17 protein-coding genes are annotated in these 14,202 nt (G+C 54.6%); 6 read left to right on the top strand and 11 right to left on the bottom strand.

What is annotated here, in order from left to right; genetic code table 11:
• Positions 1-3: 3 nt before the first annotated feature.
• Positions 4-1,227: an MBL fold metallo-hydrolase gene (locus HKT17_RS12675; RefSeq protein ID WP_240965807.1), complete on the bottom strand. Its 1,224-nt coding sequence runs from the start codon at positions 1,225-1,227 to the stop codon at positions 4-6.
• A 55-nt stretch (positions 1,228-1,282) separates the two neighbouring features.
• Complete coding sequence (locus HKT17_RS12670) at positions 1,283-2,182, bottom strand: alpha/beta hydrolase (RefSeq protein ID WP_171100524.1); 900 nt, start codon at positions 2,180-2,182, stop codon at positions 1,283-1,285.
• 180 nt (positions 2,183-2,362) lie between these two features.
• On the opposite strand from HKT17_RS12670, the gene HKT17_RS12665 reads away from it, so the two are divergent.
• Entirely contained in the window at positions 2,363-3,868 is a 1,506-nt protein-coding gene (locus HKT17_RS12665; protein WP_171100522.1) for a flavin-containing monooxygenase, read from the top strand.
• Positions 3,869-3,883: 15 nt separating this feature from the next.
• On the opposite strand, the gene HKT17_RS12660 is transcribed toward HKT17_RS12665, so the two are convergent.
• Entirely contained in the window at positions 3,884-4,123 is a 240-nt protein-coding gene (locus HKT17_RS12660) for a DUF1653 domain-containing protein (protein ID WP_371815441.1), read from the bottom strand.
• A 109-nt stretch (positions 4,124-4,232) separates the two neighbouring features.
• Between HKT17_RS12660 and HKT17_RS12655 the strand changes: the two genes are divergently transcribed.
• The gene (locus tag HKT17_RS12655) at positions 4,233-4,526 is read left to right on the top strand and encodes a hypothetical protein (protein WP_156799626.1); all 294 of its coding nucleotides are present in this window, start codon (positions 4,233-4,235) and stop codon (positions 4,524-4,526) included.
• Between the two features lie 18 nt (positions 4,527-4,544).
• Positions 4,545-5,114, top strand: a complete 570-nt coding sequence (locus HKT17_RS12650; protein ID WP_008250514.1) for a YggT family protein — start codon at positions 4,545-4,547, stop codon at positions 5,112-5,114.
• Positions 5,115-5,189: 75 nt separating this feature from the next.
• On the opposite strand, the gene HKT17_RS12645 is transcribed toward HKT17_RS12650, so the two are convergent.
• From HKT17_RS12645 to HKT17_RS12610, 8 genes are all read right to left on the bottom strand, one after another.
• Positions 5,190-5,669 carry an outer membrane lipoprotein gene (locus tag HKT17_RS12645; protein ID WP_008250515.1) on the bottom strand — a complete coding sequence of 160 codons (480 nt, stop codon included), beginning with the start codon at positions 5,667-5,669 and terminating at the stop codon, positions 5,190-5,192.
• Positions 5,670-5,689: 20 nt separating this feature from the next.
• The gene (locus HKT17_RS12640) at positions 5,690-6,646 is read right to left on the bottom strand and encodes a carbohydrate kinase family protein (protein WP_008250516.1); all 957 of its coding nucleotides are present in this window, start codon (positions 6,644-6,646) and stop codon (positions 5,690-5,692) included.
• Between the two features lie 37 nt (positions 6,647-6,683).
• Positions 6,684-7,484 carry a DUF3426 domain-containing protein gene (locus tag HKT17_RS12635; RefSeq protein WP_171100517.1) on the bottom strand — a complete coding sequence of 267 codons (801 nt, stop codon included), beginning with the start codon at positions 7,482-7,484 and terminating at the stop codon, positions 6,684-6,686.
• 36 nt (positions 7,485-7,520) lie between these two features.
• The gene (gene prmA, locus HKT17_RS12630; RefSeq protein ID WP_171100515.1) at positions 7,521-8,435 is read right to left on the bottom strand and encodes a 50S ribosomal protein L11 methyltransferase; all 915 of its coding nucleotides are present in this window, start codon (positions 8,433-8,435) and stop codon (positions 7,521-7,523) included.
• Entirely contained in the window at positions 8,436-9,785 is a 1,350-nt protein-coding gene (gene accC / locus HKT17_RS12625; RefSeq protein ID WP_008250526.1) for an acetyl-CoA carboxylase biotin carboxylase subunit, read from the bottom strand.
• 16 nt (positions 9,786-9,801) lie between these two features.
• The gene (accB, locus tag HKT17_RS12620; RefSeq protein ID WP_008250527.1) at positions 9,802-10,263 is read right to left on the bottom strand and encodes an acetyl-CoA carboxylase biotin carboxyl carrier protein; all 462 of its coding nucleotides are present in this window, start codon (positions 10,261-10,263) and stop codon (positions 9,802-9,804) included.
• Between the two features lie 179 nt (positions 10,264-10,442).
• Complete coding sequence (locus HKT17_RS12615) at positions 10,443-10,940, bottom strand: TlpA disulfide reductase family protein (protein ID WP_008250529.1); 498 nt, start codon at positions 10,938-10,940, stop codon at positions 10,443-10,445.
• Entirely contained in the window at positions 10,937-11,539 is a 603-nt protein-coding gene (locus HKT17_RS12610; protein ID WP_008250530.1) for a hypothetical protein, read from the bottom strand. Before HKT17_RS12610 ends, HKT17_RS12615 begins: the two co-directional genes overlap by 4 nt.
• Before the next feature lie 62 nt (positions 11,540-11,601).
• Between HKT17_RS12610 and mpl the strand changes: the two genes are divergently transcribed.
• The 3 genes from mpl to HKT17_RS12595 are packed head-to-tail and all read left to right on the top strand — an operon-like array spanning position 11,602 to position 14,194.
• The gene (mpl, locus tag HKT17_RS12605; protein ID WP_171100513.1) at positions 11,602-12,993 is read left to right on the top strand and encodes a UDP-N-acetylmuramate:L-alanyl-gamma-D-glutamyl-meso-diaminopimelate ligase; all 1,392 of its coding nucleotides are present in this window, start codon (positions 11,602-11,604) and stop codon (positions 12,991-12,993) included.
• Positions 12,990-13,634 carry a YqiA/YcfP family alpha/beta fold hydrolase gene (locus HKT17_RS12600; protein ID WP_171100511.1) on the top strand — a complete coding sequence of 215 codons (645 nt, stop codon included), beginning with the start codon at positions 12,990-12,992 and terminating at the stop codon, positions 13,632-13,634. Before mpl ends, HKT17_RS12600 begins: the two co-directional genes overlap by 4 nt.
• Positions 13,631-14,194 carry a chorismate--pyruvate lyase family protein gene (locus tag HKT17_RS12595; RefSeq protein ID WP_171100508.1) on the top strand — a complete coding sequence of 188 codons (564 nt, stop codon included), beginning with the start codon at positions 13,631-13,633 and terminating at the stop codon, positions 14,192-14,194. Before HKT17_RS12600 ends, HKT17_RS12595 begins: the two co-directional genes overlap by 4 nt.
• Positions 14,195-14,202 lie beyond the last annotated feature (8 nt).

Below are 14,202 nucleotides of genomic sequence, written 5' to 3'. Positions count from 1 at the left end.
TGATCAGCAACCACCCGCCCAGCGTGGATCGTTGATGTTGTAGCTGCGCGGTTTCATGTAGTCCACCGGGTCGCGCAGGTAATCCACCTGGGGTGGATCGGGCAGCCTGCTGACTGCTTCCAGCCAACTGTTTTCATAAGCCGACGCCCCGCCGCCAATGCCAGGTGTCCAGGCGTCGTGGTGGTTGGGCAAGGCTATTTTGGGTTTTGTCAGTGCCACATAAGCCAAAGCGTCCCGGTAGGCACTGGTCACCAAGCCAAAACCAACAATCGCATTCAATTGCACATCCACACATTCAGGCAAATTCGTCAATGCGTTGGCCACCGCTTCGCTTTCTGCGTTGCCGGCTTTCATCACCCCAGTAGAGTTGTGCCAAAACCAGGCAAAGTCGCCTGCCCGGAAGTGATAAGCCCAAGTGCCGCCTGCAGGCTGGCCTACGCCACCGTCGTCACGCAGGGTGCCTACAAAGCGAAGTGCTTCGGCCAGGCTGGTGTTCAAGTAGGTAGGAAATGTGAGCACGTCGGGAATGTACACCAAGGGCATGCCACCGCTGAGCAGGTCGGCGGGTTCAGCGGCCGAGTGGGTGTGTTGAACCACATGCACTGGCTCAACATCTTCCCAAATTTGAATGGCGCGTACACTGCCGGCACCGGGGTTGGTTTGGTCGCCCAGGTTCAGGCAGGGAAAGGAGTTGGGTATGCCCTCACTGGCGGCGCGCTCGCGGGCGATATCGCACACATTGCTGCCCGCAATCAACAGGGCATTGCTTAGGCCTGCCACATAGCCCGCATCGGCTGCATGGTCAAAGTGGCCGTGCCCAATGAATATGGCTTCAGGTTGAATGGCGGCCAGTTCTTCACGGCCAATGGGCACATAGTTGGCGTGCACGCCCACAATTTCCCACGCGTCCATTAAAAACAAATGGCCTTTCATGCTCACAATGAAACTTGAAACACCCACCCACCAAAACTTCACCTGCTCCGGGTCCATGGCGTTGGGACCTAATATGCGTTCGCGCGTGGCTTGTAGTTCAGCGCTGGGTGCACGGGCTGCGGGCAGGGGTTTGAAGCTGCTGGCGTCAAACACATTGGGCCGTGTTTCATTGGGTGTGGTTCGGGCGGTGCTGGTGCTGCCCGTGCCGGAATCGCCGCCCAGGCAGGCAGCCAACAGTGGTGCGCAAAGCAAGGCACAGGCAATCAGGCCTGTGCGGGAAAGTAAGTTAGTCATTGTTATTGGGTAGTTGCAGGTGTCTCCAACACCTTGTACTGCCAACAACGTTGTTTTAGATGCCCTTCACCAACGGTGAAAAAAAGCGAATGATCTTCACCAGGTCTTCTTTGGCCTCGGGCAACGCAAGGTTCATGGTTGGCCAAATGTGCGGCATGCCGGGGCGAGTCAGCAAGGTGATTTGTCCACCGACTTTTTCCACTGCGTCGCGCAACTGCACAGAATCGTCGAGCAGGCATTCGTCTTCACTGGCAGTCACCATGAGTGGTGGAAGGCCTTTCAATTTCCCAAGCAGGGGCGATGCGCGTTCATCCGCGGGGTCATGGCCGCACATGTACAGGTTGGCGGCATGTTCAATCATGTGGGAAGACAACATGCTGTCGGTTTTGTCATTGCCTTCAATAGAAGGTGACAGGCGGCGCATGTCGGTGGCTGGCGAAATCAGCAGACCGCCGTGCGCGGGCAACTTCTTCTTCAATGCATGTTGCAGCACAGCCAAACTCAAATTGCCGCCAGCAGAATCGCCCGCCACGAAAATGGGTTCGCCTGTGGGGGTATCTGTCACCAGGGCTTCAAAGGCTGCAATGCAGTCGTCCAGTGGGGCTGGGAACGGGTTTTCTGGTGCCAGGCGGTAGTCCACCATGAACACGCGGAAACCCAAGGCATTGGCCAAGGCGCCACAGAAGGGGCGGTACATGGGGGGGTGGCCCGCCACAAAGCCGCCGCCGTGGATGTACAACAAAGCGCCTTTGGGATTGACCGGAATAAGCCATTCACCTGGAACACCGCCCAAAGCGCCTTTGATATGTTTCAAGCCTTTTGGCACAGGAGCCAGCAAATTGGATGCAGCGGTCACCATGCGAAACCGGCGCACGAACCCGGCCCCGTTGCCCCGGTAGCTTTTCAGGGCGATGCTTGCAATCTTGTTCATCACTTTGGCTTGAATGGACGGCATGGTGTTCCTGTTTGAAAGTGGGGTGGGGTATTTATAGCACTGCCAGTGCTGCCCAGTTTACCTTGAGTTTTCAATGCACTTGATAAATTCGGACAAATCTGGAATGGAAATGCAAACGCTGTTTTCAGGCCTGAAAAAATCGGCACAATAAAAAAAAGAGCACAACCACACGGAGACACCATGGCGATATTCGACGAAGACATTTTGATCATTGGCGCAGGTTTGTCAGGCATCAGTGCCGCATGCCATTTGAAAAAAGAATGCCCCAACCGAAAGTTCACCATTCTTGAGCGCCGCACCACCATTGGTGGCACTTGGGATTTGTTCCGCTACCCCGGTATCCGCTCAGATTCCGACATGTTCAGTTTCGGCTTCAAGTTCAAGCCTTGGAAAAATGCGCATTTTTTCTCACAAGGCAATGACATTCGCAGCTATGTGCACGAGGCAGCCACCGAGAACAAGGTGTTCGACCACATTCGTTTTCAGCGCAAGGTGAGCGACGCGAACTGGGACAGCGAGGCCCAGCGCTGGGTGATCAATGCTGTGAATGAAGCGACTGGCGAGCCAGAGCAATACCGCGCAAAATTCATGATGGCCTGTGCGGGCTACTACAACTACGACCAAGGCTATCGCCCCGATTTCCCGAATGAGAAAAGCTTCAAGGGCTTGGTGGTTCATCCTCAGCACTGGCCAGAAAACCTGGACTACACCGGCAAAAAAGTGGTGGTGATTGGCAGTGGGGCAACAGCTGTAACATTAATTCCCAGCATGGCCGACAAGGTGGAGCACATCACCATGTTGCAGCGTTCGCCGTCCTATATTTTTTCCTTGCCCTCCGTGGATGCGCTGACCCGCGTGCTGCAAAAAACCCTGCCGTCCAAACTGGCTTATAAGCTGAACCGCACGCGCACCATTGGTTTGGCGCACTTCATGTTCAAGGCCAGCAAAAGCAAGCCCGAGGTGGTGCGCCGCTTCCTGATCGCGATGATGCGCAGGCAGTTAAAAGGCTCCAGCGTGGATATCAAACACTTCACACCCAACTACATGCCCTGGGATCAGCGTTTGTGTTTGGTACCCGATGGCGATTTTTTCAAAGCCCTGCGCAGTGGCAAGGCCAGCGTGGCCACAGACACCATCAAGCAGTTTGTGCCCAATGGCATTGAGTTGAACTCAGGCGAATTGCTGGAAGCCGACATCATCGTGACCGCCACAGGTTTGAATGTACAAATGGTGGGTGGCATGAAGATTTCTCTGGATGACGAGCCTGTCAACCTGAGCGAGAAAATGTTCTACAAAAGTGCCATGTTGCAAGACCTGCCCAATGCAGCAATTGTTCTGGGCTACACGCACGCTTCATGGACCTTGAAATCGGATTTGGTGAGCGGTTTTGTGTGCCGATTACTGAACCACATGGACAAGAAGGGCCACGCCGTGGCGGTGGCCAAAACGGCCGATGTTCAACCAGTGGAAGGCTTTACAGTATTGGGCGGCTTGAATTCAGGCTACTTGAAACGCGTGGTTGACCAGTTGCCCCGCCAGGGCGAGACCCACCCCTGGCACAATCGGCAAGACTATTACCACGACACCAAAACCTTGCTGGAAGACCCGGTGGATGAGCCCGGTTTGGTGTTTGAGCCAGCAAAGGCTGGGGGCAGGGCCAAGCCGAAGCTGAAGGCAGTGGCTTAAACCCAGTGGCTTAAGTTAGCTGTCGCTGTCGACCAGGGTGAAGCGCTGGGTCATGCGCTCACCCACTTGCACCATTTCAAAAAATACATTCAAAGGCCTGGTCCACGCGGTGTGGGTATCGCCACTCAAAGGGCGGTAAACCACCACAGGGCTCAAATCGCTTTCCTGAATGGCTTGGCAAATAATTTCATACAGCCCACCTTTGTAGTGTCGATAACGTTCGCCTGCTTTTACGCTGTGAGGTTGTTCTGGCACATGGCTCAAGGGGTGTCTCCTTTGTTGTTGTGAGTCATATTTCTTGAATATTCAAGGTCATATCGTTAAACTGTACGGCTGTCCTTGAAGAATTGAAAGGAGTTCCTGAATGCCTGCAATCAAGCGAGCAACCGAGGAAACCAGCAAACCAGCAACCAAGCCTTTGACCAAGTCGGTCGCGAAGCCTGCTGCTGCCAAAGCAGAGCTGCCCGAAAGCAAAGCACGCCCGGTGGCTACAACCCGCAAACCTTCCAAAACGGCGCTTTCTCCCTCCGAGGTCACGCCTTTGGCACTGCTTACGCCCAGCAAGCCTGCGCGCCGCCGCCGGTCGGGCGCTGCAAAGCCCAGAAAGTTGAAGGGTGCCACAACCACTTGGCCATTTCCAACAGGCTCACGGCCTTAACCTGCTGAACGCTTCACTATGCTTCTAATCGATATTTTGCGCTTACTGCTGGAAACAGCCGCCAGCCTGCTCACCTTTTGCCTGTTGCTGCGCGCATTGATGCAGTGGGTACGTATACACCCCAGTAACCCCCTGTCACCGTTCATTTTTTCCATGACCGACTGGCTCGTGAAGCCCTTGCGCAAGGGTGTGCCCGGCTATGGTGGCATCGATTGGGCTTCCATTTTTGGCGCCTTTGTGGTGTCTTTTGTGCTGCACATTGTTTTGGTGTTGCTCACAGTTGGGCTTTCCAGCGGTGGTCCGGGCGTGGGTTCGCTGATTACGCTGACCATACCCATTGCCATTTTTTGGGTGTTGCGCAATGTGGCTTATCTGCTGATGGGTATTGTGCTGATTCAGGTGATCTTGAGCTGGGTGAATCCGTTCTCGCCGATTGCGTCGATTCTGAATGAGCTGTCACGCCCCTTCCTGGAGCCATTGCGCAGGGTGCTGCCCACCATTGGCAATGTAGATTTATCGCCTTTGGTGTTCTTCCTGATTTTGCAGATCGTGATGATGGTGCTGCAAAGCCTGATGCCCGGGTTTTAATTTGGCCAACTGGCATGGCATAAAAAAAGAGCACCTTCAAAGGTGCTCTTTTTCATTTTGGGTGGTTATTTAAATTCAGCGTGTAACGCGCGATGTACCGCCACCACTGACAATTCTTACACGGTCACCAGGCCGGAAATCTTCACCTGCTGCATCCTGAACATAAGCACGCAAGGTGCCGTTGTCCATGCGAACGGTAATTTCCAGGCCCTGGCGGGTCGATGCATTGCGTTCTACGGCCTGACCTGCAATACCGCCAGCCACCGCACCCACAATTGCACCCACAGCACGACCGCTGCCGCCACCCACGTTGCTGCCTGCGATACCGCCGATGATGCCGCCAGCGGCAGTACCTACGCCGTTGGTGTCGCCCTGAATAGTCACGGTGCGTACGCTTTCAACTGTGCCTTGCTCGATAATTTGTGCGCGGCGGGTTTCACCTTCGCGGTATACCTGACCCGAACTGCTTTGGGTGGCACAGCCTGCAAGCGCAGAAAGCGCAATCAGGGCCACTGCACCGGTGCTTCTTAAACTGAACTGAATTGACTTGGCCATGATTTGATTTTCCTTTCAAGTTACCAGGGTTGTTGACCAAAAGCGGCAGTAAACCTGGACGCAATTTCTTCCCGGCTGTACTGGTAGGTTTGAGGGCCTTTGACTGCAATTTTCAGAGAACCCATCAAACTGGCCAGTTTGGCCGCATTCACAATGCCCATGCCTTCTGTAAGGCCGTAGAGCAAGCCGCCGCGGTATGCATCGCCACAGCCAGTGGGGTCGGCGATGCGTTCTGCTTTAACGCATGGTATGTCGTGCCGTTGACCCTGTGTAAATACCCAGCTGCCTTCGGCACCGCGGGTCACCACGAGTGCTTCCAGCTTCTCTGCGATCTGCTCCAGGGTTAGCCCGGTGCGCTCACACAGCATCTTGGCTTCATAGTCATTGACAGCCGCGTAGGTCGCAAGTTCCAAAAACCGGTCAAGTTCGGGTTTGCCGAACATAGGCAGCCCCTGGCCTGGGTCGAATACAAATGGAATGCCTGCGGTGGCAAATTGCTCAGCGTGCTGCATCATGCCGTCCCTGCCATCGGGGGCAATGATGCCCAAGGCGATGTCGCCGGCATCGCTCACCTTGTTCAGGTGCGAGTGACTCATGGCGCCTGGGTGGAAGGCGGTAATCTGGTTGTCGTCAAGGTCGGTGGTAATGAAGGCCTGCGCCGTGAACTCTTCGCCAATTTGCTTCAGGCAGTTGGTTTCAATGCCCAAGGTTTGCAGGCGCTGAAAGTAACCTCCGGCATCATGCCCAATGGTGGCCATGGGTACGGGTTTGCCGCCCAGCATATTCAGGCTGTAGGCAATGTTGCCCGCGCAGCCGCCCCAGTCTTTGCGAAGACTGGGAACCAGAAACGCAACGTTCAGAATGTGTACCTGATCCGGCAAAATTTGGTCTTTGAAACGGCCTTCAAACACCATGATGGTGTCAAATGCGATAGAACCGCAGATTAAAACGCGTTTGGTGTTGGTTGGGGAATTCATGGTGAAGCAGTCCAGTATCTAAAAATTGGCTTGGCGGTTATTGTTCGCCTGGGCCTTGGTCAAATAATTCAAGCCTGAAGCCAGTCGCGGCGCTTTCCGGCAGTTGTGTGTTCAAAGTGCTCAAGTTCAAGTATGCCAGTACTTCGATGGTTTTTTCGCCAGCAATCAACGGCGCTTGGCTGGCCGCATTTTCATCGCGAAGTTGGTAATCGCTTGGGCTTAAGGATTTGCTGGCCAATACCAAACCTTGCGGGTCGAGCAATTCCACTTTCAGGTGGGGCCACAGGGCAGGCAAAGGAAGCTGGTTGTGTAAGGTGAGGTCAACCCGCAGATTGTGTTCATCCAGAGCTTGCAGGCCGCTGCCTTCAACTCGCAGAGCCTGGGTGGCCGGGCTTGCAAACAGTCGCTGAATAGTTGGCCCTGCCGTATTAATGTGTTTGGCCATGTCGGGGGTTTGTTGCAGCAGGTCAATACGTTGCCACCACAATGCTTGCAGCCCAAGCGCCAGCAGCAGTGCAACACAAGCCACCTTCAACACCGGGTTGCCTTGGCTGAAATTCAACAGTGGTTTAGAGGGCGCCGTGTCGGCGAACAACGCTTCCGAACCTGTGCCATCGCCGCCGGTCAAGTTGTGGTCGCTGGTGTAGCCAGTGTCACTATGCTTGGGGCTTAGGTCCAGTTTTTGCCAGGCTTCAGTGTCGGCTGAAGTAAGGTGCTCAATGCCGGAAAATATGGTTTGGCAATGCCCACAGCGTACCTTGCCCTCGTGCATTTGCAGTTGGCCAGAGGTCACTTTGAACAGGGTGTTGCAGTTGGGGCAGCGTGTGGCAAGGCTCATGGCGCTAGTTTAACCTTGCCGGTGGGTGCAAGGCGGTCAGTCCGCCGCTTTCTGGCCATGCAGGCATACCCAGCCGTCGCGCTCGGCCCACACCGCAAGGTTGATCCATTGGCGGTAATGTGAAATCACTTCTTCGGCCTGGCGGGCCAACACGCCTGAAAGTACCAGTTGCCCGCCTGCTTCTACATGGTTGCACAGCGATGGGGCTAAAACTTTCAGCGGGTTCGATAAAATGTTGGCGACCACCACCGGAAATTGGCGCTTGGCCAATGGAAAGTCGGGCAAACCACAGGGCATTTCGACGCCATTGTTGCCGGCATTGTAGGCGGTGCTGTCGACAGCTTGGGGATCAATATCCACGCCAATGGCTTCAGATGCGCCCAATTTAAGCGCTGCAATGCCCAAAATACCCGAGCCACAACCGTAATCCAGCACGCTTTGTCCCTTCAGTGGAAACTCGCTTAGCCAACGAAGGCAAAGGGCAGTGGTAGGGTGTGAGCCGGTGCCAAAGGCCAAGCCGGGATCGAGCACCAGGTTGATTCGATCGTCGATGTTTTGGGGTTCGTGCCAGGAGGGAACAATCCACAAACGGGCTGAAATGGGAATGGGGTCGAACTGGGACTGGGTTAGACGAACCCAGTCTTCCTGAGGCACTTCGGTGTAATCAATTTCAGCTTCACCCAGCAATTCGGCCGGGATTTCACCGAAAATTTGCTCACCTTCAGCTTTGTTGCGAAACAAGGCCACCACATGGTTCAAATTCCACGCCGCTGATTCTGGCTCCATGCCGGGTTCGCCGAACAAGGGTTGTTCGTCTTCGCTGTCGGCATTGGCGTCTTCCAGGCTGACCGCCAAAGCCCCCAACTCCATGAGCAGGTCAGAAACTTCGTCGGCTTGCTCAAAGGGCAGGGTGAGTTTGGCTTGTATCAGCGGTGTGGCCTGTGGGTTCATTTACTTGAAACGTGCTTCCAGTTTGTGCTCAAGGTAGTGAATGCTGGTGCCGCCTTCAACAAAGCGGGCGTCTTCCATCAATTCACGGTGCAAGGCTGTGTTGGTTTTAATACCATCGACTACCAATTCTGCCAGGGCTTGGCGCATGCGGGCCATGGCCTGCTTGCGGTCTTCGCCGTAAGTAATCACTTTGGCAATCATGGAATCGTAATGCGGGGGCACATTGTAACCGCTGTACACATGGGAATCCACGCGAACTCCGGGGCCGCCAGGCGCATGCCAGTTCTTGATTGGGCCAGGTGAAGGAACAAACTTGAACGGGTCTTCCGCATTGATTCGACATTCCATGGCATGGCCACGGAATTCAATGTCGCGTTGGCGGAAACGCAGTTTTTGCCCCGCTGCAATGCGAATTTGTTCCTGAACAATGTCGACACCAGTAATCATTTCGGTGACCGGGTGTTCAACTTGCACGCGGGTGTTCATTTCAATGAAGTAAAACTCACCGTTCTCGTACAGAAATTCGAAGGTGCCGGCACCACGGTAGCCAATTTTTCGGCAGGCTTCTGCGCAGCGTTCGCCAATCCGTTCAATCAGGCGGCGTGGAATATTCGGTGCTGGTGCTTCTTCAATCACTTTCTGGTGGCGGCGTTGCATGGAGCAATCGCGTTCGCCCAGCCACACGGCATTCTTGTGTTCGTCGGCCAGAATCTGGATTTCAATGTGGCGGGGGTTTTCAAGGAATTTTTCCATGTAAACCGCCGGGTTATTAAATGCAGAACCGGCTTCAGTTTTGGTCATGGTGACTGCGTTCAACAGCGCGGCTTCAGTGTGCACCACACGCATGCCGCGGCCACCGCCGCCGCCAGCGGCTTTGATAATGACCGGGTAACCCACTTGGCGTGCAATTTTCACGATTTCGCGTGGATCGTCGGGCAATTCACCTTCAGAACCCGGCACGCAAGGCACGCCCGCAGCAATCATGGCCCGCTTGGCCGATACCTTGTCGCCCATCAGCAGAATGGATTCAGCACGGGGGCCTATGAACACAAAACCACTTTTCTCGACACGGTCGGCGAAGCTGGCATTCTCGGACAGAAAGCCGTAGCCCGGGTGGATGGCCTCAGAATCGGTCACTTCTGCGGCGCTAATAATGGCTGGAATGTTCAGGTAGCTTTCTTTGGAACTGGGGGGGCCAATACACACCGACTCATCGGCCAGCTTGACATACTTGGCGTCCACGTCGGCGGTGGAGTAAACCGCCACGGTTTTAATGCCCATTTCCTTGCACGCACGCAGAATGCGCAGGGCTATTTCGCCGCGGTTGGCGATCAATATTTTTCCAAACATGGTGGCTGCTCCTGTTCTATTCAATGACGAATAGAGCTTGACCAAACTCCACGGGTTGACCGTTTTCGACCAGGATGGCCTTGACCACACCAGACTTGTCGCACTCAATTTCGTTGAGTAACTTCATGGCTTCAATAATGCAGATGGTTTGGCCTTCTTTCACCGTGCTGCCAATTTCCACGAAATTGGATGCGCCGGGGCTGGGCGCGCGATAAAACGTGCCAACCATGGGTGAAGTGACTTTGTGGCCGGCATCGGCTGGTGCTGCGGGTGCTTCAGCAGCCACAGCAGGGGCCGCAGCCGCGGCTGGCGCTGCCATGGCTGGCGCTTGCTGCATCATTTGCTGTGGCATGGCCATGGTGTATTGAGGCTGGCTTTTGACGATGCGTACCTTGCCTTCGCCTTCAGTCACTTCCAGTTCGGAAATGTCGGATTCGGCGACCAGGTCGATCAATGTTTTTAGCTTTCTGAGGTCCATTTACTTGCTCCATCTAGGGAGGTTGGTTTTGTATGGCAGTACGCAACCAAGCGCGAGGTGAATTGAGCCTAACTTCGCTTAGTGTGCACTGAAAATCAATTATTTTCCACCTTGGAGGGCTTTGATGAACCTTGCTTCGCGGTTCGCCCAAGTCAGGCGTTGCGTGAGCATACCCGATTTTAACGTTGCAGTGCGTTAGTGATAGTACTCATCTGTATTCTGCCGGCTTCTGTGAGTATTTCATTACCATTTTCGTCCAAAATGACGGTAAATGGTAATCCACCCTGTTGGTTACCCAGTGCTTTTCCAAGCTCTGTACCAGTCATGCCTGCAAGCACGATAGGGTAATTTACAGGTGTTTTTTGCAGAAATTGCTGCACGTTGCTGGGAGAATCAATTGCAATTCCGATCAGCTCCACATTTTGGGCTTGAAGCTGCGGATACAGCTCGTCCAGTTCAGGCATTTCTTCCACGCAGGGTGGGCACCATGTGGCCCAAAAGTTAAGAACCACAACCTTGCCTTTCAGTGCACCCAAGTCGAGCGATGCGCCTTGCGGCGTATCAAAGGTGTAGCCACTCAAAGGATAATCAGGGCCATTCTTGGGTTTCAGGCCAAAATACAGACCAATCGCCAAGGCGAGGACTGCGGTCAGAATCGGGATAAGTTTGTTGCTCATGGTGCGTCTATCAAACGGGTCAAGCCCGCAATGTCGGTTTGAAAAAGGGTTCCGTCAGGCGCTTGCCGGTTCAGCAAGCCCCTGCGTTGTACCGGGCTGGCCACACCCAGCTGGAACCAGCGCTGCTTCCAGCGAAAGGCCACAGCCGGAAATGATTTTCCAGCCAACAAGGCATCTTCACAGGCGTCGAAATGGATGTTCTGGTTTAACAGCCAGTAGTCCACTTCTTTTTCGTCGTCGGCGAACGCAATGATGTGCACATCGGAATGAGCACTGCCCGTGCCATTGACCGCTGCGCCATACACAATGGGTTCGAACTGCTGTATACCTTGCATGAATTGGAGTGCAACTTCACGCAATTCGTTCAATTCACCGGGTTGGCTGTCAGCTTGAAACAGGGCTTGGTAGGCGCGCAGCTCATCTTGAATGTCTTGATCAGAAGGAAGTCGTTCCCGGGGCACACGCTGTTTTCCAAGCAAGGCTTTCACGGCCTGGTTGCGTGCGGTGGCGTAGTCCAAGCCTTCCTCTGCAATCAGTCTGGCTGCGGTCATCGCAATTTCTATGCGAAGTTCGTCTTGCGGGGCGAAGAATTCTTCCATATCGGCAGTGTATCCAAATTCACAGGCACTACAATATGGGCTTGTTCTGAAAGGAAGAAAGAATGCACATCCACATTCTCGGGATTTGTGGCACCTTCATGGGCGGTGTCGCCCAGTTGGCGAAGTCCCTAGGCCACACCGTGACCGGTTGCGACGCCAATGTTTACCCTCCCATGAGCACCCAGCTAACCCAAGCCGGTATTGAATTGACCGAGGGTTTTGGTGTGGAACAGCTGGCGATCAAGCCTGACCTGTGGGTAGTTGGCAATGTGGTTTCACGCGGTAACCCACTGATGGAAGCCATTTTGAACCAGGGGCTGGCTTACACCAGTGGCCCGCAGTGGGTTGGCGAACACATTTTGCGCGGTCGCAAGGTGTTGGCTGTGGCGGGTACGCATGGCAAAACCAGCACCAGTTCCATGTTGGCCTGGGTGTTGCAACAGGCGGGTTTAAACCCCGGCTTTTTGATTGGTGGTGTGCCGGGTGGCTTTGGTGTGTCGGCCACACTGGGGCAGGGCGACTGCTTTGTGATTGAAGCCGACGAATACGACACTGCGTTCTTCGACAAGCGTTCCAAGTTTGTGCATTACCGCCCCGTGGTGGCTGTGTTGAACAACCTGGAGTTTGACCACGCCGATATTTTCCCCGATCTTGCTGCGATTGAAACCCAATTTCACCACCTGGTGCGCACCGTGCCGTCGGAAGGGAGGGTGGTTTGTCCTGCCAATACCGAGTCACTGGAGCGAGTACTGAAACGGGGTTGCTGGACACCAGTTGAGCGTTTTTCCGCCAATGGCGATGAAGCCCCCTGGCAAGCCCGCGTGTTGGGTGCCTCGCGATTTGAAGTGTTGATGAATGGAGAGGCGAAAGGCCTGGTGGAATGGGACTGGTCGGGCTTGCACAATGTGAACAATGCCTTGGCGGTGATTGCTGCTGCGCATGCTGTTGGCGTGAAGGTAACGGATGCATGCAAGGCTTTGAGCGAATTCCCGGGTGTAAAGCGCCGCATGGAATTGCGCGGCGAAGCGGCGGGTGTCAAGGTGTACGACGATTTTGCGCATCACCCCACCGCCATTGCCACCACGCTGGAGGGTGCGAAAGCCCGAATGACAGAAATTGCTGCAGGGGCGGGTGTACCCACGGGCAACTTGATTGCGCTGTTTGAGCCCCGTTCCAACACCATGAAAATGGGAACACTTGCGCAAGCCCTGCCAGCTTCATTTGACGAAGCGCAAGCTGTGGTGTGTTACACCGCGGGCATTCAATGGAATGTGCGTGATACTTTGGGCAGCGTGGGCGAGCGGCTGTTCACCAGCGATGACTTGAACGAAGTGATCGACCATGTTGTTTCCCTGGCGCAGCCCGGTGACTGGGTAGTGGCCATGAGCAATGGTTCGTTTGGCGGCATTCATCAAAAGCTGATCGAAGCCTTGGCCACACGGGTGCGGGCTTGACGCCATTTGCCCTCAATAGCCCGGGCGGCTTTGCGCGCACTTCAGGCGTAGCTGACCTGGTGGTGTATCTGCATGGTTTTCGTTCGTCGTCCAGGTCTGTAAAGGCCCAGAAAATGATCGACTGTTTTGACCAAGCTGGTTTAAGCAGCCACTTGTGGGTGCCCGATTTGCCGGCTTCGCCTGCGCGGGCCATGGCCATGATCGAGCAGCACCTGGATGCGCGTTTGCAAAGCCAGCCCGAGTTGTCATTAACCTTTATTGGCAGTTCTCTTGGCGGTTATTACGCCACGGTGTTGGGCGAATTGCACGCTCAGGCTTCGATTGTGTTGTTGAACCCGGCCATCAAGCCTTATGACGATTTGCAAGACCAAATCGGCAAAAAGAAAGTGTATTTTTCTGACGAGGAAATTGAGTTTGTTCCGGCTTACCTCGGTGATCTAAAGGCCATGGAAAAAACCAGCCTGACCGATCCATCGCGCTATTTTTTGGTGGCCGCCCGGGACGATGAAGTACTGAACTGTGACACCATGCTGGCGCGTTATCGCGGTGCGCATCAACTTCACCTGTTGGGTTCTGACCATGCCTTGAGCGATTTCGATGAAATATTGCCCTTCGTGAAACTGGCTGTGGGTTTGCCATGAGCGGTGGTGTCGCATGGAGCAGGCATTGCCCGCCAAGCTGGCCTGTGTGGGCCCGAAACTGGGTGAGTACCCCCGGTTCGCTCACCCAGCGTTTGGTGCGCCTGAACCAAGGGTTTAAAGTAGAGCCTGTTGTGCAAGCCAAGGTGTTGATCAAACACGGGCCTGGCGCCAGGGGGCAAAGTGTAACGGGGCAAATGATGCGCCAGAGACTGGTACGTTTGCATGTGAACAACGCGCCTGTGGTGCTGGCCCAAACTTTGGTTGAAATGGATGGCCCAGTGAATGATTGGCATTTTTGGCGGGGTTTGGGCACCCGCTCATTGGGCACGGTGTTGTTTTCCGACCCGCAGGTAAAGCGGGGCAAACTTTATTTTGCACGTTTGCCTTTGCAGCAGCCTTGGGTGCAACGCTTGTTGCCCCCGGCAATGAAAGCCGAGATGAACAGACAGGGCAACGGCCGTGTGTGGTACGCCCGTTGTGCGCGCTTTTCACGCAAGCCCAACAGAACACCGTTGTGGGTGATGGAAGTATTCCTGCCCCAACTTGAACACTATCTTTAGGACAGTTG

This window comes from Limnobacter sp. SAORIC-580 (assembly GCF_013004065.1).
GTDB classification, from domain to species: Bacteria; Pseudomonadota; Gammaproteobacteria; order Burkholderiales; family Burkholderiaceae_B; genus Limnobacter; species Limnobacter profundi.
Note: the sequence above shows the minus strand (reverse complement) of the source record. Positions and strands in the feature narration are given on the sequence as shown.